Annotated in this window: 17 protein-coding genes; 6 read left to right on the plus strand and 11 right to left on the minus strand. The window is 67.6% G+C overall.

All coding sequences use genetic code 11. The annotated features are described in order from the left end of the window. Positions 1-122 (plus strand): aldehyde dehydrogenase family protein (locus D2T30_RS14560; RefSeq protein WP_128208515.1); only part of this gene is annotated, 122 nt, incomplete at its 5' end. A 241-nt stretch (positions 123-363) separates the two neighbouring features. Here D2T30_RS14560 and D2T30_RS14565 read toward each other — a convergent pair. Both D2T30_RS14565 and D2T30_RS14570 read right to left on the minus strand, forming a co-directional pair. Then, positions 364-2,529 (minus strand): esterase-like activity of phytase family protein, encoded by a 2,166-nt coding sequence (locus D2T30_RS14565; RefSeq protein WP_128209473.1) that lies wholly within the window; start codon positions 2,527-2,529, stop codon positions 364-366. Between the two features lie 99 nt (positions 2,530-2,628). Next, on the minus strand, positions 2,629-3,408 hold the full coding sequence (locus tag D2T30_RS14570) for a carbon-nitrogen hydrolase family protein (RefSeq protein WP_241651296.1): 780 nt from the start codon (positions 3,406-3,408) through the stop codon (positions 2,629-2,631). A 247-nt stretch (positions 3,409-3,655) separates the two neighbouring features. Here D2T30_RS14570 and D2T30_RS14575 point away from each other — a divergent pair, with 247 nt between their 5' ends. From D2T30_RS14575 to D2T30_RS14590, 4 genes are all read left to right on the plus strand, one after another. Continuing rightward, positions 3,656-5,221, plus strand: a complete 1,566-nt coding sequence (locus D2T30_RS14575; protein ID WP_241651297.1) for a D-aminopeptidase — start codon at positions 3,656-3,658, stop codon at positions 5,219-5,221. Between the two features lie 92 nt (positions 5,222-5,313). Continuing rightward, positions 5,314-6,717, plus strand: a complete 1,404-nt coding sequence (locus D2T30_RS14580; RefSeq protein WP_128209475.1) for a hypothetical protein — start codon at positions 5,314-5,316, stop codon at positions 6,715-6,717. A gap of 80 nt (positions 6,718-6,797) precedes the next feature. Continuing rightward, the gene (locus tag D2T30_RS14585; RefSeq protein ID WP_241651298.1) at positions 6,798-7,994 is read left to right on the plus strand and encodes a glutathionylspermidine synthase family protein; all 1,197 of its coding nucleotides are present in this window, start codon (positions 6,798-6,800) and stop codon (positions 7,992-7,994) included. 1 nt (position 7,995) lies between these two features. Then, positions 7,996-8,565: a DUF1190 domain-containing protein gene (locus tag D2T30_RS14590; protein ID WP_128209476.1), complete on the plus strand. Its 570-nt coding sequence runs from the start codon at positions 7,996-7,998 to the stop codon at positions 8,563-8,565. A 296-nt stretch (positions 8,566-8,861) separates the two neighbouring features. On the opposite strand, the gene D2T30_RS14595 is transcribed toward D2T30_RS14590, so the two are convergent. From D2T30_RS14595 to D2T30_RS14635, 9 genes are all read right to left on the minus strand, one after another. Beyond that, positions 8,862-9,641: a heme ABC transporter ATP-binding protein gene (locus D2T30_RS14595; protein WP_128209477.1), complete on the minus strand. Its 780-nt coding sequence runs from the start codon at positions 9,639-9,641 to the stop codon at positions 8,862-8,864. Position 9,642: 1 nt separating this feature from the next. Next, a complete protein-coding gene (locus D2T30_RS14600) occupies positions 9,643-10,704 on the minus strand; it encodes a FecCD family ABC transporter permease (protein WP_128209478.1) in 1,062 nt (353 codons plus the stop codon). Then, positions 10,701-11,540 (minus strand): heme/hemin ABC transporter substrate-binding protein, encoded by an 840-nt coding sequence (locus tag D2T30_RS14605; protein ID WP_128209479.1) that lies wholly within the window; start codon positions 11,538-11,540, stop codon positions 10,701-10,703. The genes D2T30_RS14600 and D2T30_RS14605 overlap by 4 nt, the downstream gene beginning before the upstream one ends. Next, on the minus strand, positions 11,540-12,559 hold the full coding sequence (locus tag D2T30_RS14610; RefSeq protein WP_128209480.1) for a hemin-degrading factor: 1,020 nt from the start codon (positions 12,557-12,559) through the stop codon (positions 11,540-11,542). The genes D2T30_RS14605 and D2T30_RS14610 overlap by 1 nt, the downstream gene beginning before the upstream one ends. After that, positions 12,556-13,131: a biliverdin-producing heme oxygenase gene (locus D2T30_RS14615; RefSeq protein ID WP_128209481.1), complete on the minus strand. Its 576-nt coding sequence runs from the start codon at positions 13,129-13,131 to the stop codon at positions 12,556-12,558. Before D2T30_RS14615 ends, D2T30_RS14610 begins: the two co-directional genes overlap by 4 nt. A 47-nt stretch (positions 13,132-13,178) precedes the next feature. Further along, entirely contained in the window at positions 13,179-15,215 is a 2,037-nt protein-coding gene (locus tag D2T30_RS14620) for a TonB-dependent receptor domain-containing protein (RefSeq protein WP_128209482.1), read from the minus strand. 168 nt (positions 15,216-15,383) lie between these two features. Continuing rightward, positions 15,384-16,685, minus strand: coding sequence for a glycolate oxidase subunit GlcF (glcF, locus tag D2T30_RS14625; RefSeq protein ID WP_128209483.1), 1,302 nt, complete (start codon positions 16,683-16,685; stop codon positions 15,384-15,386). A 1-nt stretch (position 16,686) separates the two neighbouring features. Then, the gene (locus D2T30_RS14630) at positions 16,687-17,817 is read right to left on the minus strand and encodes an FAD-binding protein (RefSeq protein ID WP_241651299.1); all 1,131 of its coding nucleotides are present in this window, start codon (positions 17,815-17,817) and stop codon (positions 16,687-16,689) included. Continuing rightward, positions 17,818-19,260: an FAD-linked oxidase C-terminal domain-containing protein gene (locus tag D2T30_RS14635; protein WP_380730293.1), complete on the minus strand. Its 1,443-nt coding sequence runs from the start codon at positions 19,258-19,260 to the stop codon at positions 17,818-17,820. Positions 19,261-19,457: 197 nt separating this feature from the next. Between D2T30_RS14635 and D2T30_RS14640 the strand changes: the two genes are divergently transcribed. Continuing rightward, positions 19,458-20,228, plus strand: coding sequence for an FCD domain-containing protein (locus D2T30_RS14640; RefSeq protein WP_128209485.1), 771 nt, complete (start codon positions 19,458-19,460; stop codon positions 20,226-20,228). Positions 20,229-20,317: the final 89 nt, after the last annotated feature.

Consider the following 20,317-nt stretch of genomic DNA (forward strand, 5'->3'; position numbering starts at 1 on the left):
GCCTGATCTCCAACGAAGTCGCCCCCTTCGGCGGCGTCAAGCAATCCGGCCTCGGGCGCGAAGGCTCGAAATACGGTATCGAGGAATACCTCGAAATCAAATACATCTGCAGCGCCATCTAGGCGCTTCAGAACCGGAATCGTGCGCGCTGGCGGATGGGACGAAAAGGGGCGCTGCCCCTCACGTATTCGGCGGGCATCCTTCCACTGGAAGGCTACCTGATCCGCCTTATCCCGGGATATTTCGGGAAGAAAGAAGGCAGAAAGGGCCGGTTCGCGGTGGCTAACCTGTTCTCAGCTGCCCGCGCGCGGATGACAAAAGGGCCGCCAACAGGCGGCCCTTCGCATTTGCGCGGAGAGGGGATCAGTCGAGCTTGCCCGCGTTCCAGAACAGCGTCTCGCCCGAGCTGTCATCGACCCCGTCATTGTCGGTGATGATCCATGCGTCGCCCGCGGCGTCGAAGGCGAGCCCCTCGACCTTGTCGACGACATAGCCGTTGGTCAGGGATTTGAGTTCCGGGATCAGGTCGCGGACTTCCTCCTTGCCGACGACGGGCAGGTCGCCGCCAAGGGCCGCGGGCTTCAGATCGGCCAGCGCGACGCGGAAGATCTTCTTCACCTTCGCCTTGTCGCCGATCAGGTTGTCGCGTTCTAGCACATAGGCATAATCGCCCTTCACCGCGATCTCGGACAGGCCCATCCAGCCTTCGCCCTTCGGCTCCAGCGGATAGCGCACCGCGCCCCATTCACCGGTCTTGGTGTCATAGGCGAGCAGCTTCACCTGACCCTTCGGATCGTCGCCCCATTCGCGCTGCATCGCGATCCAGAGCGTGTCGCCCACAAGCGCGATCCCCTCGGCGCCGAAGCGGGTCTGATGGGGCAGCAGTTCGGCGGGCAGGGCGACTTCCTTCTTGATCTCGCCCTTGGCGTTCACGTTGAGGATCGCATGCGGCACCAGCTTCGCCGCATCGCCTTCGTTCGCCAGCCAGAAGCCACCCTTGCCGTCGGGGGTGATCCCCTCGATGTCGAGCTTCTGCGCCGGGTTGCCGTCGCGGGTGATGATGGTCTGCTTCACGATCCGCGCGGGCTTTTGCGTCGCATCGATCTCGTAAAGCGAGGGCATCGCGGAATAGACGCTGTCCGAGGCGGCGACCAGATGGCCCGGCTGGCCCTCGACCGCGGCGAGCGCGCCAAGCGCCCCCCAGCCGACCAGCGGATCCGTTCCGGCCGAGGTCAGCATCGGATAGACCGGCGCGGCGTCCTGAAGTTCGTAGATCATCACATGGGCGCGGGCCGCGCCATCCTCGCCCAGATCGGCCTCGTTCGCCGTCACCAGCAGGTTGCGCGACGGGATCGCCACGGCGCCTTCGGGGCTGATGCCCGAGGGCAGGATCTGCAGGAGCTTCGGCGCGGCGATGTCGGTCAGGTCATAGACCCCGACGACCGAGGCGCGTTCCGACACGACGAACAGATAGGGGGTGTCGCCGAAACGGGCGAATTCGACGCTTTCGATTTCCACGCCCTTGGATTTCGACCGCTTTTCCGGGTAATGGCCGATTTCCGCGATGGCGCGTTCCAGCGAGGCGCCGGAGTCGTAAACTACGGTGCCGTCCTTGGCGAAGATGGTGAAGCCGCGCGAGCCGCCCTTCCAGTCGCCCTCGTTCGCGGTGGCGAAGTGATCGGCGTCGATCCATTTCACCCCATCGGGTTCGCGCGCGATCGGGTCGGTCGTCTGGGTGAAGCTCAGCTTGCCGTCGGTCTTGGTGTCCACGCCTTCCAGCGCGACGGAACCCGCCGGGAAATGCGAGGCGATCTTGCCGTCCTTGCCGACCACGACGATGTGGTTGTTTTCCTGCAGGGTCACGACGATCTCACCCGCGTCGTTGATGTCGACGAATTCGGGTTCCGGGTCCTCGGCGCCGACTTCGGCAAGGCCGGTCAGGTCGATCTTCTGGAGCTGCGCGCAATCCACCGCCTCGCCCGAGATCGGCAGTTTCACCAGATAGCCCGCGGGCATCTGCGGCAGGCCGCCGTCGCCCAGATCCTCGTTCCGTTCATTCTCGATCGCGACGGCGAGGAAGCTGCCATCGGGCGCGATGGCGACGGAATCCGGCTGGCCGCCCAGATCGCAGGACGCGGTTTCCGTGGCGCTTTTCAGGTCCACCACGGCCAGACGGCCCGAAGGGTTCGCCTTGCTTTCCGAGGTGTTGACGCCGACGAAAGCCTTGCCGCCGATGATATGCGCGGTCGTCGGCTCGCCGTTCAGCACGACATTGCCAAGCGGCTTCGGCGCATGCGGATCGGTGATGTCGATCAGCCCGACGACGCCAAGCGGGCTGTCGGTGTAGATCAGCGTGTTGCCGTCTTCGGAGACCGAGATGATCTCGGCCGAGGATGCGCGCCCGGTATCCTCGCCCGCGCCCATGTTGGCGATGACGGGGAAGGTGGCGATGCGGTTGAAGCTGTCGGCGAAGCCCGGCCCGGCGACAAGCGCCAGCACCGAAACGGCGGAAAGGAGGCGGGTGGTCATGGAATGTCCCTCTGGTCAGTCGAGGGTTCGGTAAGCGCCGCCTGTGTCGTTTCCGTTACCGGAAGATGAAGGTTATGTGTCGCCCGAAGGCACCGCAGATCACCCCTGCGGGATGCGCAGATCCGCCGCCTGCATCGACAGCAGACCCGGTTGGTAATCGTCCCGTTCCGGCAGGGTGACGATCAGGACCGCCTCGGTCAGGGCGCCCGCGCCGGCGATCGCCCGCGCATCCGGCCCGGCGATCACGGACCGTCCGCTGAACCGCAGACCCTCTTCGCTGCCGCAAAAATTCGCATAGGCGACGATCAGCGCGTTTTCATGCGCGCGGGCGGGCACCAGCACATCGGCGACGAATTCGTAGCCTTCGGGATTGGCCGTGGGGACGAGGATGATCCCCGCCCCTCGACGCGCGAGATCGGCGGCATGGGCGGGAAATTCGATATCGTAGCAGATCAGCAGGCCAAGCCTGCGCTTGCCGAGCGCGAAGACCGGTGGCGGTGCGTCGCCGGGGCGGAAGCTCGCCCTTTCCATCGGGCCGAACAGCTGGATCTTGCGATAGCTGGCAAGGATCGTGCCGTCGGGGCCGATGGCGACGGCGGTGTTGTAGACCTCGGCGCCGTCGCGTTCGGCCAGACCCAGCGTGACGCCGCAGCGGCTGTCCCGCGCCATCTGCCGCAGCCGGGCGATCCACGGCCCGTCGAGCGGCTGCGCCAGCGTGCCGTGCAGGTCGGGGCGGTTGTAGCCGGGCAGGAACAGCTCGGGCAGCAGCACCATGTCGGCCCCCGCCGCGCGCGCGACGGCAAGCAGCGTCTCCACATGGGCGAAGGCCGCCTCGATCCGGCCATCGGTCGGCATGGGTTGCGAAAGGATGAGTTTCACGTCTGGCTCCTGTTCCGGTCGGGTCATCTTCGCATGCCGGGCGGGGAGGGGGCAATCATCCCGTGACGGGTTCGGACGGGCTTCCCGTTTGCGCGGCGCGGCGCTAATTGTTGAAACCGCAACCGCAGGTGGGCGGATGGGGCGCAGGGGGCCAGCCCCCTCGGCGCAAGCGCCTCACCCCCGGGATATTTATGGAAACACGACAGCCCGGAGGCGTTTCGGGCGGTCATGGAAAGGAGCCCTCCCCGTGGAAGATTTCAATGCCGGAGCCGTCGAGGCCGTTCTCGATTCCCTGCCGAAGACCGTTCAGGGGCCGGGCGGGGTGGCGGGCGTCGTCAAAGACGGGCGCATCGTCGCGGCCCGCGCCTGGGGCTATGCCGACCTGACCGACGCGCGCCCGATGACCGCCGCGACGCGGATGCCGATCTGTTCGATCTCGAAGCAGTTCACCTGCGGCACGCTTCTGGCGACGGCGGGCGGGCCCGAGGTGTTCGATGACCGTCTGAAGGATTATCTGCCCCGGTTCGAGGGCGCGCTGCCCACCGTGCGGCAATTGTGCGACAACCAGTCGGGCCTGCGCGACTACTGGGCGCTGACGGTGCTGCATGGCGCGCGCGCCGAGCAGGAATTCCGCCGCGAGGATGCGCTGCCGCTGATCGCGCGGATGCGGACCGGGCATTTCGCGCCGGGCACGCAATATTCCTACTGCAACTGCAATTTCCGTATCCTTGGCGAGATGATCATGGCCCATACCGGGCGCGGGCTGGAGGATCTTTACCGCGAGCATATCTGGGGCCCGGCGGGGATGGAGACGGCCGTTCTGACCGCCGATACCCGCGCCCCGGTAGATGGTGTCGTGGGCTATGAAGGCAGTGCCGATCACGGCTATCTGCCCGCCGACAACGGCATCTACTGGATCGGGGATGCGGGGATTTCGGCCTCGCTCAACGACATGCTGGCCTATGAGGCATGGATCGACGCGACGCGCGACGACCCGCAGTCGATCTACCGCCGGCTGAGCGGAACGCCGCATTTCGCCGATGGCACCCGCGCGTGGTATGGCTACGGGCTGGCGCATGAGCGGATCGGTGATGTGGACTTCACCGGCCACGGCGGGGCGCTGCGCGGCTTTCGCGCCCATCGGATGAACGCCCGGTCGGCGCGGCTGTCGGTGGTGGTCATGCTCAACCACGAGGCGGATGCCCATGCCTGCGCGGCGCGGATCGCGCGGGCGGCGCTTGGCCTGCCGGATCCCGCCGAGCCGCCGATGCCCGAGGGCTGGGACGGGCTGTGGCTCGACCGTGACCGTGGGATGATCGCGCGTATCGTGACGGACCGGACCTCGGCCCGGCTGTTCTATGCGACGGGGCCGGTGCGGTTGCTGGCGACGGAGGACGGGGCGCTGGCCGCGCCGAACCTGCGGGTCGAGCGCGACGGGGCGGGGCTGCGCCTTGCCATCGCCGGCGAGAACACCCTGCGCCATCTGGAGCCGCTGGACGAAATCGACGCGGCGGATGGTGCCGCCATCGCCGGGGAGTATGAAACCGACGAGCTTGAGGCCCGCCTGCGGATCGAGGCCCGCGACGGCGGTGTTTTCGCCCGGTTCGAGGGGATGCTGGGTCAGGGCCGGATGGAACAGATGATCCCCGTGGCGCAGGATATCTGGGCGGTGGTGACGCGCCGCTCGATGGATGCGCCGGCGCCAGGGATCTGGACCTTCCGGATCGCGCGGGATGCGGCGGGCCAGGTCACGGGCGGCACGCTTGGCTGCTGGCTCGCGCGCGGGATCGGTTATCGCAGGATCGGTGGCTGAGGCGGCTCTTTGGTCTTTTTCACCGGGGCCTCTTCTTTTATGCAACGCCATGGAAGGTCCGCGGGGCCGCACTTGGACGGAAAGATCGCAGCATGACGGCGCCCGCGCGGGGAACGACCGGAACGGCGGTGGCGCCGGTGGTCTGGATGCAATGCCTGATGCTGGCGGCGCTGGTGATCGGCGAGATCGGCGGCTTCGGGGTGGTTTCGCTGATCGCCGCGGCGCTTGCCGTGGCGGCGACGGTGATGCAGTGGCCCCGGCTTCTGCCGCAGGCGCGGCTGTTCTTCGCCCTCGCGGCGGCGGGCGCGGGGGCGGTGGTGGTTCTGGCGCCACAGGCGATCCCGCAACTGCGCATCGCCCTGTTGCAGGGCGTCGGCTTCGGGGCGCTGATGATGGTGCTGGGCCTTTTGCGCCAGCCGGTGCGGCGCGCCGCCATCACCCGCGCGGCGGCGGAATACCTGTTGTCCTTCGGCGCGCGCGGGCGGTTCGCCGCGATCCTCAGCGGTTCGCATTTCATGAGCCTGATGTTCAACATCGGCATCATCGCGATGATCGGCGATCTGGTCCATGCCGGAAAGGGGCCCGAGGCGCGCACCGATCCGCCGCGCCGGGCGGTGGTTCTGGCGGCGATGCGGGGGGCGGCGCTGGCCACGGTCTGGTCGCCGATCGGGCTCGGTTTCGCGATCGTCACGGCGGGCATACCGGGGATCCCTGCGCTGCCCTTCATGGTGCTGTGCTTCGGCTTCACGCTGGCGGCGATGGCGCTCTCCGCGCTGCGCCCGATGCTGCCGGCCGAGGCCTCGGGCCGCCATTCCGCCGCGCCGGTCACGACGGCGGGGCAGGGCTCGCCCAAGGCGGTGGCCGAGACGCTGGCCGTAAGCGCGCTGCTGCTTGGTCTCGCCATCGTGCTGCATCAGTGGCTGGAGGTCAGCTTCACCATCGTTTCGGTGTTCCTGCTGCCGGTCTTTTCCTTCATCTGGCTGGCGCTGGAAAACCGCTCCGAACATGGCGCGCTGGCGCCGCGGTTGTGCAATGCGCTCACCGCGATGGGGGATCTGCGATCCGAAAGCGCCATCTTCATGTCGGCCAATGTCATCGGCGCCTGCCTGTCGATCGCGGTGCAGGCCTCGCCCCTGTGGGGCGCGATCCAGTCCGGCGGTTTCGCCGGGCTGCCGGTGCTGCTGGCCTGTCTGGTGATCGTGCCGCTGGTCGCCGCCTGCTACCTGCCGAACTCCATCGTCGTGGTGATGGCGGTGCAGCTTCTGGGGCCGACGCCCCTGGGGCAGGACCATCCGATGGCGCTTGGCCTGACGCTGGCGGTGGGCTGGGCGATGGCCATCGGCGTCTCGCCGATCAGCGCGATGACACTGATCTCAGGCGCGTTCTGCGCGGTGCCGCCGCGGCGCATCGCCTGGGGCTGGAACGTGCCCTTCGTCGTCTCTGTCACGGCGCTGGCGGCGGTCGCGGTGACGCTGGTTTACCTTGCGGGATGGTAGAACCGGGCCAAAAGGTCTTTCATGAAGCCGTCCCAGCGATTACATGACCTGCGTGACATGATCGAAACAAGGGGCAGACGGTGGAACTGAAGCATCTCGAACCGCGGGAAAACTGGCAGCAGATCGCGCAGGATGCGGGCTTCAGCTTCCACACGATGTATGGCGAGCCCTACTGGAACGAGGCGCGCGCCTACCGCTTCACCCTGCGCGAGATCGAGGAGGATATCGAGGATCCCTCGACCGAACTCCACCAGATGTGCCTCGACGCCGTGGGGCGGATCATCGAGAGCCAAGAGCTGATGGCCCGCATGGGCCTGCCCGAAAAGCACTGGGATTACATCGCCGGCACGTGGCGCGGCGGCGATCCCGGGCTGTATGGCCGGATGGATCTGGCTTATGGCGGCACGGGTCCGGCGAAACTGCTGGAATACAACGCCGATACGCCCACGTCGCTGTTCGAAAGCACCTCGTTCCAGTGGCAATGGCTGGAGGACCAGATCACCGCCAAGGTCCTGCCGCGCGACGCCGACCAGTTCAACGGCACATGGGAAGCGCTGGTCGCGCGCTTCGCGGAAATGTGGCCCGGCGGCGACACGATCTATTTCACCTCGGTTCCCGAGAACAGCGAGGATTACGGCACGGTCGAGACCATGGCCTGGGCCGCGAAGGAAGGCGGGGTCAACCCGCTCTACCTGACCATCGACAAGATCGGCGTCAGCGACGATGGCCGCTTCCTCGACGCCGACGGCTATCCGATCCGCTTCCTGTTCAAGCTCTACCCGTGGGAGAACATGCTGAACGAGCCCTTCGCCGATTATCTCGCGCAAAGCGGCTGTTTCATGCTGGAACCCGCGTGGAAGGCGCTCTTGTCGAACAAGGCGATCCTGCCGATGCTGTGGCGCTTCAACGAGGGGCATCCGAACCTGCTGCCCGCCTTTTTCGAGGACGAATTCACCGAGGCCGGCCCCGCCGTGCAACGTGCGGAAGCCGCCTTTGCCGCCGGGCGGGTGCTGAAGCCGATCTTCTCGCGCGAGGGGGCATCGGTGCGCATCCTCGACGCCGCGGGGGGCGAGATCGCGGCCTCCACCGATCACGGCTACGACGAACATCCCAGAATCGTGCAGGCCTATCACCCGCTGCCCGAATTCGACGGCAGCCATCCGGTGATCGGGGCATGGATCATCGGCGACACCTGCACCGGCATGGGCCTGCGCGAGGATCGCGGCCTGATCACCCAGAACCTGAGCCAGTTCATTCCGCATTACATCGAGGGTTGAGATGAAGCGTTCCCGGAACTTCCGTCCCCTGACCATCGGCCTGATCGGCGCCTCCGCCTTCGCGCTTGCCGCCTGCAAGGAGGAAACCGAACAGGCCACGGCCTATCCCGACCTGTCCGCATGCCTCGCCGACGCGAGCCGCGGCTCCGCCCCGGTGACCGAGGAGCAATGCCGCGTCGCCTATGCGCAGGCCTTGCAGACGGTCAACGACTCCGGGCCGAAATACGATGCGCTTGCAGCCTGCGAGGAACAGCATGGCGTCGGCAACTGCCAGCAGGCGGAAAATCCGGGCGGCGGCATGGGCAGCATGTTCATGCCGCTGCTGACCGGGTTCCTGCTTGGCAAGATGATGGGCGGCGGAATGATGTCGCAGCCGCTGACACCCACCAAGAACGGCACCTTCACCACGCCGGGCGGCACGCAGTTCAACAACAACCGGGGCGTGGCGACGGTGCCCACCTCGACCTTCACCAACAAATCCACCGCCGGGTGGAACAACGCGCAATCGGCCGCCCGCTCGACCGGCGGCTTCGGCTCGACGATGAGAAGCACGGGCGGCGTCGGCGGCTGACCCGGCCGCACGCGCTGACAGGCTGCTGAAAACGTCCGTGTGACGGGGTAGGGCTTGGCCGGAAACCGGGAAATCTGTCTTGCACTGGCCGGAAAAAACCGGATTTCAGGTCGATCTCATAGAACGATTTTGGCAATGATGCCTGCTCAAAATCCCTTCTCAGCAGCCTGCCACAGACGTTTGAACCCCCCGAACGAACCTTCTGCCATTCGTGTTTCCATAAATATCCCGGGGGTGAGGCGCTTGCGCCGAGGGGGCTGGCCCCCTCGCACCCCATCCACCCGCGAGTCCCGTCGCTACCCGCGCCCGGCCATCTGCGGCAGCAGCCAAGGCCCCTGCGCCGGAGCGGTATTGATCCGGATCCGGCTGCGATAGGCGGCGGACAGGCGATCGTCGGTCAGCACGGCCTCGGGCGGACCGTCGGCCAGCACCCGGCCCTCGGACATCAGCACCACCCGGTCCGCGTGCATCGCCGTCAGGTTCAGGTCATGCATCACCGCGACCACGCCGCCCCCCGTATCGGCAAAGCGCCGCAGCACCTCCATCACCAGGATCTGGTGGCCGATGTCGAGTGCGGCCACCGGCTCATCCACGAACAGCCAGCAGGCGCGGCCCTGCGTCACCGGCTGCCATATCTGCGCCCGCGCCCGCGCCAGATGACCGCGCGCCTGTTCGCCACCCGACAGATCGTGCAGGAAGTGATCGGCCTTGGCCGACAGACCGACCTCGGCGATCGCCATATCCACCACGGCGGGGGCATGGGCGCTGTGCCCGGCTTCAAACCCCATCCGCACCACCTCGCGCAGGGTGAAGGGAAAGCCCACCTGCACCGCCTGCTGCAAAACGGCGCGGCGCAGGGCCAGCAACCGGGGCGGCATCGCCGCAACCGGCGCAGCGTCCAAGGTCACCGCGCCGGGGCCGTCCAGATCGCCGGTCAACCGGCGCAACAGCGTCGTCTTCCCCGATCCGTTCGGGCCGACGATCACCGTCATCTCGCCGGGGCGGGCGGTGAAATCGACGCCATGCAGGATCTTGGTCCCGCCCAGTACCGCACCGATGCCGCGCGCCTCGATCATCTCACATCACCGTTCCCGGCCGGCGCGACAGCAGCAGCCACAGAAAGACCGGCGCGCCGATCAGCGCCATCAGGATGCCGATGGGCAGCTCCGCCGGGGCCACGATCAGCCGCGCCACGGTATCCGCCACGATCAGCAGCGCCGCCCCGAACAGCGCCGAGGCCGGGATCAGCCTGCGGTGATCCGGCCCGATCGCCAGCCGCAGCACATGCGGCGCGACGATGCCGACGAAGCCGATCCCGCCCGACACCGCGACCGCCGCCCCCGTCATCGCCGCGACGGCGAAGATCGCGCCGCGCTTCACCCGCTCGACCGGCACGCCCATGTGGCGCGCGGCGGGCTCGCCCATCGCCATCGCGTTCAGCCCGCGCGCCAGAAGCGGCGCGACCGCCAGCCCCGCCAGCAGCACCGGCGCGGCGGCGGCAAGCTTCACCCAGTTCGCCCCGGCGAGCGAGCCGAGCCCCCAGAAGGTCAGGTCGCGCAACTGCCGGTCGTCGGCCAGATAGATCAGGATCCCGGTGAAGGCATTCGCCAGCGCCCCGAGCACGATCCCCGCCAGCAGCATCGTGGTGACCGAGGTATGCCCCCGCAGCCGCGCCAGCCGATACAGGATCAGCGTGGTGATCCCGGCACCGGCAAAGGCGAAGACCGGCGCCAGATACATCCCCGTCACCGCATGGATCCCCGCGGGGAGCGCGCCGCCAAGGACGATCGCGCCGACCGCGCCCAGCCCACCCCCGGCGCTGACGCCGACCAATCCGGGATCGGCCAGCGGATTGCGAAACAGCCCCTGCATCAGCACGCCCGACACGGCGAGTCCCGCCCCCACCAGCGCGCCGAGGATCAGCCTTGGCAGCCGGATGCTGAACAGGATCGCCGTTTCCGCGGGGTTCAGCGGACGGAGGAACATCTCCCACGGCAGGATGCCCGAGGCACCGAGGCTGAGGCTCGCCCCCGCCACCAGCACCAGCAGCACCGCCAGACCCGCGACCACCGGCCCCGCGGGCAGGCGCGCGGGCGCGCGGCGGTTTCGTATCGGCGCGGATGCCCCGAGCACCGTCATGGCGCCCGATGGGCCGCAAGCGCACTGTGGAGCATGTCGATCGCCGCGCCGGTGCGCGGCCCGAAGCCAAGCAGCAGCAGACCCGGCAGCCGGACGACCGCACCCTTTTCCCCGGCGGGCGTATGGGCCAGCGCCGGATGCGCCAGCAGACCAGCGGTATCGTCACTGCCGTCGCCGCGGTCCATCATCAGGATGACATCGGGGGCGGCGGTGGCGATGGCCTCGTCGCTCAGCGTCTTGTAGCCCGTGAAGCCGGTCACGGCATTCTCTCCGCCCGCCAGCTCGATGATCGAGGAGGCGGCCGTCTGCGCCCCGCCGCCGGTCAGCCTTCCACCGGAATTCGCCAGCACGAACAGCACGCGCGGCTTCGGGCCGTGATCTTCGGCGACCCGGGCGCGGGCGGCGGCGATATCCGCCTCGATCCGCGCGGCGAGGTCGGCGCCCTTGTCCGGCACGCCAAGCGCATCGGCCACGACCCGGACCTTTTGCGCGACGCCCTCGGGCGTGTAGTCATCGGGGACGGTCACCATCCGGACGCCCGCGCCGCGCAGGGCCTCGATCGTTTCGGCGGGGCCGGCGCCTTCCTCCATCAGGATCAGGTCGGGGGACACCGACAGCACGCCTTCGGGCGAGAGCGCCCGGACATAGCCCACATCGGGCAAGGCCGTGGCCTCGGCGGGCCAGGTCGAGGTCGTGTCGCGGCCGATGAGCCGTTGCTGTTCGCCAAGCTGATAGATGATCTCGGTCACCGTGCCGCCAAGCGGCAGGACGCGATCCTGCGCATGGGCGGCGAGCGGCATCAGCATGAGCAGGGCGGACAGCAGCAGCCGGTTCATCAGACCCCCTCCGGCAGCGCGGCGACCAGCGCGTTCCATTGCGAAACGGCGTCCTCGCCGGCGCGCAGCACGCCGAAGATCTGCGCGATCAGCGCGCCGTCGGCGGCGAAGAATTCGACCGAATGGGCCGGGCCGCGTTGGGTGTTCTTCACCACCGCATAGATCTCGGCGATATGGTCCATCCGCAGGTGCAGATCGAACCCGGGGTCGAGGACGTTGATCCACGGCCCGGTTTCCACCACCCGCGCGATCGGGCCGGTGTGGATCTCGATGCAGCCCTGATTGCCGACGAAAACCATGATCGGCACGGCGACATCCGCCGCCTGCCGCAGCAGGCTTTCGACCGATCCGGGGGCGAGCCGCCGCGCATAGGGCAGCCCCGCGATCCGGTAGGCGCCCAGCCGGTTCATCTTGAGCCGCGAGGTCAGGCGCAGGAACTGATGCGTGTCGGTCAGCTCGTCCCAGCCGGCGCGCAGTTCATCGGCGCGGTCGGGGTTGGCCTTTGCGGGTTCGGGTGGCTTGCGCGGGGTGAGGGTCAGGCTCTGCCCCTGATCGGCCAGCCGCAGCCCGGCGACGAACCCGTCCCAATGCGCGGCATTGCTTTCGGGGCGCAGGTGGATCTTGTGGATCGCATCCCCCGCCGCGTCGAAGATCTGGACCGAGCGTTTCCCGCCCTCCCCCTCGACGGCAAAGGCATGGACCCAATGGCCGGGGAACAGCCGCAGGTCGATGCCTTCGTTCACCACCAGCGCGGCATGGGGACCGGGGCGGAAATTGTCATAGGTGCCGACCTTTTCGATCACGCAGCTTTCGTTGCGGGTCAGGGCCATGACCGGACCGAAACCCGCGAGCGCGGGGATCAGGCGATCGGGATGCGCCTCGATCCGGATGACCCCCGCGCCTGCGAAGGCCGCGCAAAGCCCGGCCTCCGCGATACCAAGCTTCGCCGCCAGATCGCGCGGGCGGGCCTGCGGTTCAGCCTCCCTCGCGGCGCGGATGTCGGCGGGGGAGAGGCTCATGCGAAGCTCCGTTGTGCAAGGCCGCGGGCATGGTCGAAGGCCGCGACGGCACCGGCGATCACCCGTGCCTCGTCCTCGGGGGCAAGCGGCGCGCTGTCGAGCCCGGCCTTGAACGCGCGCCAATGCGCGGCGCGGCCCTCGGGCGCGCCGGCCAGATGGCGGGCGCCGTGGTCTTCGGACAGGCCGAGCTTCTGCGCCGCCTTCAGCAGGAAGGCCGCACCGAGATTGGACCCCTCGATCACATAAAGCCAGCCGAGCGCCTCGGGCAGGGGCAGATCGCCCAACGGCGCGCCGGGATCGGGCAGGGCCCCGCCCAGATCGGCCAGATCCTGCGTGACGGCGGCAAAGCGGCTGAGCGCCGGCAGGTCCGCGATATGGTCCGCAAGGTCCGCCCGCGCGTAAAGCGGCGCGGTATGGTGGTGCAGGGAATATTGCATCGCCGCGAAGCGACCGTAATTTTCCACGCTGTCGAAGGGTTTGGCTGCCATGATCGTGCGGTCGAGCCGTTCATGCGCGTCATGGGTGGCGGCGCGCAGGGCCTCGGCACGGGTCAGGGTTGCGGTCTGGGTCATCGTCGGTTCCGTGTGTGGGGCCGGGTCCGGAAACCCGGCGGGGGAGGTCAGAACGTCTTGGCAAGCGTCAGCTTGAAGTTCCGCCCGGCTTCGGGGTAGGTCACGCTGGTTGCGGTGGTGGTGTATTGCAGCTGGTATTGCTTGTCGAAGACGTTTTCGACGCCAAAGTTGATCGTCGCGCCCGCCAGTGCGCCTTCCTGCACGGTGTAGCTTACGGCAAGATCGCTGACGCCGAAACCCGGCTGATGCACGATGCCCAGATCCTGCCCGGCGCCGCCGCGCAATGTCCAGGACAGATCAAGCCCGTTCCAGTCGCGGCCCACCGTGACGGAGCCCTGATCCATCAGCGCATATTCGTAGAACACCCAGTCCGTGGTGGGCGCGCGCTTGTTGTCGCTGAAGGTCTTGGTCAGCGCGAGGCGGGCGTAGACGCCGTTGTCGAGCTGATAGGTCGCCTGCGCCTCGATCCCCGAGGTCTTTCTCTGCGCGTAATAGACCGCCGTCGTGCCGACCGCCTGCGTGTTGTCGTTCCAGATGGCGGTCTGGAACAGGCCGATCGAGCCGCTCAGGCCGTCGCCGCCGGTGAAGACGTCATCGCCCCGATATTTCAGGCCGGTTTCCCAGGTGCGGCTCTGGAACACCTTGTCGCCGAAATAGATGGGGTCGATGGCGGGGCGGGAACCGGCGAAGTCGATCGGGCTGAGCCCCTCGCCATAGGCGAAGGAGCCGTAGCCCGTTACACCGTAGCCCAGACCCTTTTCGACGCCCAGACCGGCACTGCGGGCGGTGGCGCCCATATCGGCAAGCGGGGCCTCGGTATTGCTGCGCAGGGCATAGAGCCTTTGCCGTTCGATCCGCGCCCCGGCCGAGGCGGTCAGCTCATTGCCGAAATCCATCTGGTCGAGGGCGAAGATACCCTGCCGGACATATTTTCCGTCCCCGGAAACCTGCGTCATCACCTCTTTGCGGTGCTGGCGGGAAATCTCGGCCCCTGCGGTCAGCGTATGGCTGACGGTTCCGGTCACGAAGGTCGCGGTGTTCTTGGCGGTCAGCGTGTCGGTGTCGACGGAATACTCGCCGGCGAAGGAGCCGGAATAGCCGCTCACGGGTTCGATGTCGAACTGCTGGCGCGACTGCGAATATTGCAGGCTGAAATCGACCCAGGGGTTGTTTTCCGGCGCATAGGCATAGGTCAGACTGGCGGTGTGGCCCTTGCGGTCGCGGTTGATGGTGCCAAGCGCCGAGATGATCGAGGATTGCGCGAAGGGCACGTTGCGCTGCGCGCTTTCCGACCGGTTGTAGGAGAAGGTCAGCGACTGGTCCATCGCCGCGCCGAAACGGTAGCGCGCCTTCAGCAGGTAGGACGGGACGTTGTAGCCGCCAAGGTCGATCTTGTCGCCGTTGCCGTCCTTCTGGTTGTCGCGGTAGCTGCGGGTGTAGTTCGCCAGCAGGTCGAACGACTCGTTCGGCTGCCATGCCAGCGTGGTGGAGGTCGTCCAGCCGCCGCCGTTCGAGCTTGCGCCCAGAAGCTGGCGCACCTTGACGCCCGGCTGGTCGCCCGTCAGATCCGAGGCATTGATCGTTTCCGCCGCGACCGTGCCGCCGACCAGCCCCGAGCCGTATTCGAGCGAGGCGAGCGGCCCCTTGAACACCGAGACGGATTTCAGCAGCGCCGGATCGACGATCTGCCCCGATGTGTTGCGATAAAAGCTGCCGCCCGAGGAATCGACGCCATCCAGAACGAATTTCACCCGCGGATCGGAGGTCAGGGCCGAATTGCCGCCGAAGTTGCGGATGGTGAAGTTGGAGCTGAGCAGGTCATCCGCCCGCGCGACCGACACGCCCGGCACCTGCGAGATCGCCCGGGCCACGGTGGCGGCCTGCTTCTTCTGGATCTCGGCCGCGGTGACGGTGGCCGAGGGGCTGGTGCCGGCGGGATCGTCTTCCTTCGTTCCAGTGGCGGTGATCTGGATCGTGCCGAGCGCGACCGGATCGGTGCGGGAGGTGACCTCTTGCGCCAGCGCCGTCAGGGGCAGGCAGGTGGTCGAAAGCAAAGTGAAGCAAAGCAGGGCGCGCGTGTTCATGGCATATCCGCTGAAAGGGGGAGGACAGCTGGCGATACGCTTGCGTTACCTGCTCGTTACTTAAGTCGACTGTTTCTGTCAAATAACATGTATGCGCGGAGGATTGTGCATCCATGCACGGGCGGAAAGGGTCCGGAGCGCCGTATAAAAGGCGCTCCGAATCCGGTGTCAGGCAGCGGCACGGCCAGCCAGAGCGCGCGGTTTGGGCCCGCCGGTCGCCCAGTCCAGCAGCTCGACCGTATGGATCACCGGAACCCCGGTGGCCGAGCCGATCTGCATCATGCAGCCGATGTTGCCGGCGCTGATGACATCGGGTTTCAGCTCCTCCAGCGTTTCGACCTTGCGGGCTTTCAGCTCGGCCGAGATCTTTGGCTGCAACAGGTTGTAGGTCCCGGCGGAGCCGCAGCACAGATGGCCGTTGCGCGGCTCGACCACGGTGAAGCCGGCGGCGGACAGCAGTTCCTTCGGCGTCGCCTTGATCTGCTGGCCGTGTTGCAGCGAGCAGGCGGAATGATAGGCGACACGCAGCGGCACGGCATTGGATGCCGGGCCAAGCCCGAGCGTGGCGACGAATTCCGTCACGTCCTTTGCCAGAGCCGCGACCTTTGCCGCGTCCTGCGCCAGCGGACCGTCGCGGAACATCTGCCCGTAATCCTTGACCGTCGTGCCGCAGCCCGAGGTGTTGATGATCACGGCATCCAGCCCCTGACCCTTCACCTCGGCCATCAGGGCCCGGATATTGTCGGCGGCAAGGCCGTGGGCCTGTTCCTCCTTGCCCATGTGCTGCGGCAGCGCTCCGCAGCAGCCAAGCCCCTTGGGCACCACCACCTCGCATCCCAGACGCCGCAGCAGGCGGATGGTCGCATCGTTGATGTCAGTGTTCAGCGCCCGCTGCGCGCAGCCGATCAGCAGCGCCACGCGCTTCCTGCGCGCGCCCTGCGCCGCAAAGACCTGAGGCGCGTCATTCGGGCTGGGCGCCGGGGTCGCCGCCGGCGCCATGTCGATCATCGCACGCAGCCGTTCGTCGGGCAGCAGCCGCCGGAACGGCCGGGCAAGCCGAGCCCCCTTCAGCGCCAGCCGGAACCGCCCCGGATAGGGCAGGATCCACGCCAGCAGGCCGCGCAGCAGGCGGTCGCGCAGGGGGCGTTCGTATTTCTGCTCGATATAACTGCGGGCGTGGTCCACCAGATGCATGTAATCCACGCCCGAAGGGCAGGTGGACATGCAGCTGAGGCAGCCGAGGCAGCGGTCGATATGCCGGACGGTCGCCTCATCCGGCACCTTGTCGTTTTCCAGCATGTCCTTGATCAGGTAGATCCGCCCGCGCGGACTGTCGAGTTCGTCGCCCAGCACCTGATAGGTCGGGCAGGTGGCGGTGCAGAAGCCGCAATGGACGCAACTGCGCAGGATCTCGTTCGAGCGGCGGGTCGCGCTGTCGGCCAGTTGTTCCGGCGTAAAGGTGGTTTGCATGTCAGGCGTCCATCAGGCCGGGATTGAGGATCCGCGCCGGATCGAACGTGCGGCGCAACTGGTCGGAAAGGCGGGCGACGACGGGTGGCGGGGGCGTGAAGGCAGGTCCTTCGGCCCCGCCGCGCCGGATCAGCGTCGCATGGCCCGAAGGCAGCGCCGCGCGCAGCTGCGTCCCGCTGCCCGGTCCGCAATACCAGATCAGCCCGCCCCCCCAGTCGAGCGAGAAGGCCCCGCCAAGCGCCGCGAGCCGCCCGGTGATCGCCCCCGCATCGGTCGGACGCACCATCAGCCGCCACAAGGGCGCCGCCGTCCCGGCGAAATGGTCAAGCTCGCGCAGCGACCGCCACAGCGCGCGGGTTCCCTCGGCGTCGATCTGGTCGATCTCGCGGTTGCGGAACATCGCGCGCAGCTTTTCGCTGCGATAGGGAACCTGCCGGTCCAGCCCCTCGATCCGCAGATAGGCGGTGCCGTCGCGCCATGCGGCCCCGGCGATGTCATAGGGCGTGGCAAGCGCCACGGAAAACACCTCGACCGCCTGCGCGACGCTCAGCCCCGGCAGCGCCAGCGTTTCCGTCGCGCGGGCGGCGGGCAGGGTCTTCATCACCACCTCTGTTAGCACTCCGAGCGTGCCGAACGAGCCGCACATCACCTTGCCCAGATCGAGCCCGGTGACATTCTTCATCACCCGGCCGCCGTTCTTCAGGATCCGCCCCTGACCGTCGACGAAACGCACGCCCAGAAGATGGTCGCGGCAGGCGCCGACCCGCAGCCGGCGCGGACCGGAATCGTTCGCCGCCACCACGCCGCCGATCGTCGGTGTGCCGTTGCCGCCAAGCACGCCGCGCAGGTCGGCGGGTTCAAAGGCAAGGGACTGGTTTTCGCGGGCGAGCATCTCCTCGATCTCGGACACCGACGTGCCGGGGCGGACGATCAGGGTCATCTCGCCCGGTTCATAGGTGACGACGCCGGACAGGCGGGCGGTGGACAGGGTCAGCCATTCGGGGGATCGCCCCTCGATCCGCGTGCCGCCGCCGAAAATGCCGATCGGCGTGCGCCGGGCATGGGCTTCCGCGATAACCTCGGAAAGCTCCTGTTCGCTCGCGGGGGCGAGCATCTCGTCTTGCACTGTCATTCAACGGGCCTCCGCGCTGCGATGTGCCGCGCTCGATTGCAGCGGGAAGACCTTGGCGGGGTTCAGCAGCCAGTCGGGATCGAAGACATCCTTCACCGCCATCTGGATCGACAGGTCGTCATCCGTGTATTGCACGGTCATCAGGTCGCGCTTTTCCACGCCCACGCCATGCTCGCCGGTCAGGCAGCCGCCGACCTCGACGCACAGCCGCAGGATGTCGGCGCCGAAGGCCTCGGCCCGTTCCAGATCGCCGGGGGTGTTGGCGTTGAACAGGATCAGCGGATGCATGTTGCCGTCGCCCGCGTGAAAAACGTTGCCGACCTCCAGCCCGTGTTCCTTCGACAATTCGCCGATCCGGCGCAGCGTGTAGGGCAGTTGCGAAACCGGCACCGTGCCGTCGAGGCACATGTAATCGTTGATCCGCCCCATCGCGCCGAAGGCCGACTTGCGGCCCTTCCAGATCGCCATCGCCTCGTCGCCGTTGCGGGCCTCGCGGAATTCGACAGGGTTCAAGGTGTCGGCGATCTCGCGGATCAGGGCGATCTGGTGGTCGATCTCGTCGGGCGATCCCTCGACCTCGACGATCAGCACCGCCGTGCAGGTGGGATAGCCGGCATGGACGAAATCCTCGACCGCGCGCACGACCACGTCATCCATGTATTCGATCGCGACCGGGATGACGCCGGAGCGGATGATCTTGGCCACGCATTCGCCCGCGACCTCGGCGCTGTCATAGCCGATCAGGACGGGGCGGGCGCCCTCGGGTTTGGGCAGGATGCGCAGGACCGCCTCGGTCACGATGCCAAGCTGGCCTTCGGACCCGCAGATCAGGCCCAGCAGGTCCAGCCCCTCGGGCCCCATCTCGGTGCCGCCCAGCTCGATCACCTCGCCCGTGGTCAGCACCACCGTCGCGCCCATCAGGTTGTTGGTGGTGACGCCGTATTTCAGGCAATGCGCGCCCCCCGAATTCATCGCGATATTGCCCGCGATGGTGCAGGCAAGCTGCGACGAGGGGTCCGGCGCGTAGAAGAACCCGTGCGGGTCCAGCTCGCCGCTGACCGACAGGTTCGTCACCCCGGTCTGCACCCGGATGAAGCGGTTGTCGGTGTCGATCTCCAGATAGCCCCGCAGCCGCAGGGTCGAGATGATGACGCTGTCCGCCGTCGGCAGCGCCCCCCCGGCAAGCGAGGTGCCCGCGCCGCGCGGCACCACCGGAATGCCGTGGGCATGGCAGACCGTCATCGCCGCCGCCACCTCGGCCGTGGTGCGCGGCAGGACGACCGCCAGCGGCGGGCAGCGATAGGCCGTCAGCGCGTCGCATTCGTAGGCGTGGGTCTCGGCCGGGTCGGAAATCACGAGTTCCGCCGGCAATGCGGCGCGCAGGGCGGCGACGACCTCTTCCTTGCGGTTCAGGATGGCCTGATCCGGGGCGGGCATGGCGATGGTGGACATGCGATGCTCCTGGCTGGCGGGCGGGGCCCCCGCGTGCGTGGAAGGACGGCCCGCTCCTCCTCCGCGCGGCCCGCGACAGCCGGAATCCTCCTGCCGGCTGGTAAAATTATTTTACCACTCGATTCCGGGGAAAAGTCAATATACCATTATCGGCGACGTGGCGTCGGCTGGCGCAAAGAGGGCATGTGATGGCGATACCCCTGAAATCCGAACCCGCCGCGCAGGTCGTGGCGCGCCATATCGAGGCGCTGATCCTCGAAGGGTCGCTCGTTCCCGGCGAGCCCCTGCGGTCCGAACGCGATCTGGCCGAGCAATTCGCGGTTTCGCGCCCGACGCTGCGCGACGGGCTGAGGATTCTCGTCGACAAGGGGCTCTTGCGGCAAGGCGCGGGCCGGGGGCTGGAGGTGGCGCCGCTCGGCACCAGCATCACCGATCCGCTGATCGCGCTGCTGGCCGCACATGGCGAGGTGGCGGACGACTACCTCGAATTCCGCGACATCGTCGAATGTTCGGCGGCGGCCTATGCTGCGGTGCGCGCGAACGACATCGACCGCGACCGGCTGCGCGAATGCCTCGACCGGATCGCGCGCGCCCATGCCGCCGCCGACCCGCAGGAAGAGGCCGATGCAGATACCGAACTGCATCAGCTCATCTACGAGGCCAGCCACAACCTCGTCCTGCTGCAGATCATGCGGGCGCTGTCGGATTCGCTACGCCAGGATGTGATCCAGAACCGCGGGCGGCTGTTTTCCATCCCGACGATCCGCGAGACCCTGCGTGATCAGCACGTCGCCATCGCGCAGGCGATCCTCGACGGCGATGCAAAACGGGCGCAGGCGGCGGCGCATGACCACCTGACCTATCTGCGGCAGGCGGCGCGCGAAGTCCGCATGGCGCAGGAAAAGCTCGACCTGTCCCTGCGCCGGCTGCAACGGGGAGGGGTCGGAGTGCCCGGCTGAAAAGGCGCCGCGCCTCCTCTTTCGTGTTTCCATAAATATCCCGGGGGTGAGCCCGGAACGGGCGAGGGGGCTGGCCCCCTGCTCGCTAT

The organism is Paenirhodobacter populi (assembly GCF_004022215.1).
Taxonomy (GTDB): Bacteria; Pseudomonadota; Alphaproteobacteria; order Rhodobacterales; family Rhodobacteraceae; genus Rhodobacter; species Rhodobacter populi.

Coding starts and splice junctions, on each gene's coding strand:
- D2T30_RS14565 (WP_128209473.1), bottom strand. CDS start 2,529: ATGACCACCCGCCTCCTTTCCGCCGTTTCGGTGCTGGCGCTTGTCGCC.
- D2T30_RS14580 (WP_128209475.1), top strand. CDS start 5,314: ATGACGGCGCCCGCGCGGGGAACGACCGGAACGGCGGTGGCGCCGGTG.
- D2T30_RS14590 (WP_128209476.1), top strand. CDS start 7,996: ATGAAGCGTTCCCGGAACTTCCGTCCCCTGACCATCGGCCTGATCGGC.
- D2T30_RS14595 (WP_128209477.1), bottom strand. CDS start 9,641: ATGATCGAGGCGCGCGGCATCGGTGCGGTACTGGGCGGGACCAAGATC.
- D2T30_RS14600 (WP_128209478.1), bottom strand. CDS start 10,704: ATGACGGTGCTCGGGGCATCCGCGCCGATACGAAACCGCCGCGCGCCC.
- D2T30_RS14605 (WP_128209479.1), bottom strand. CDS start 11,540: ATGAACCGGCTGCTGCTGTCCGCCCTGCTCATGCTGATGCCGCTCGCC.
- D2T30_RS14610 (WP_128209480.1), bottom strand. CDS start 12,559: ATGAGCCTCTCCCCCGCCGACATCCGCGCCGCGAGGGAGGCTGAACCG.
- D2T30_RS14615 (WP_128209481.1), bottom strand. CDS start 13,131: ATGACCCAGACCGCAACCCTGACCCGTGCCGAGGCCCTGCGCGCCGCC.
- D2T30_RS14620 (WP_128209482.1), bottom strand. CDS start 15,215: ATGAACACGCGCGCCCTGCTTTGCTTCACTTTGCTTTCGACCACCTGC.
- glcF (WP_128209483.1), bottom strand. CDS start 16,685: ATGCAAACCACCTTTACGCCGGAACAACTGGCCGACAGCGCGACCCGC.
- D2T30_RS14630 (WP_241651299.1), bottom strand. CDS start 17,817: ATGACAGTGCAAGACGAGATGCTCGCCCCCGCGAGCGAACAGGAGCTT.
- D2T30_RS14640 (WP_128209485.1), top strand. CDS start 19,458: ATGGCGATACCCCTGAAATCCGAACCCGCCGCGCAGGTCGTGGCGCGC.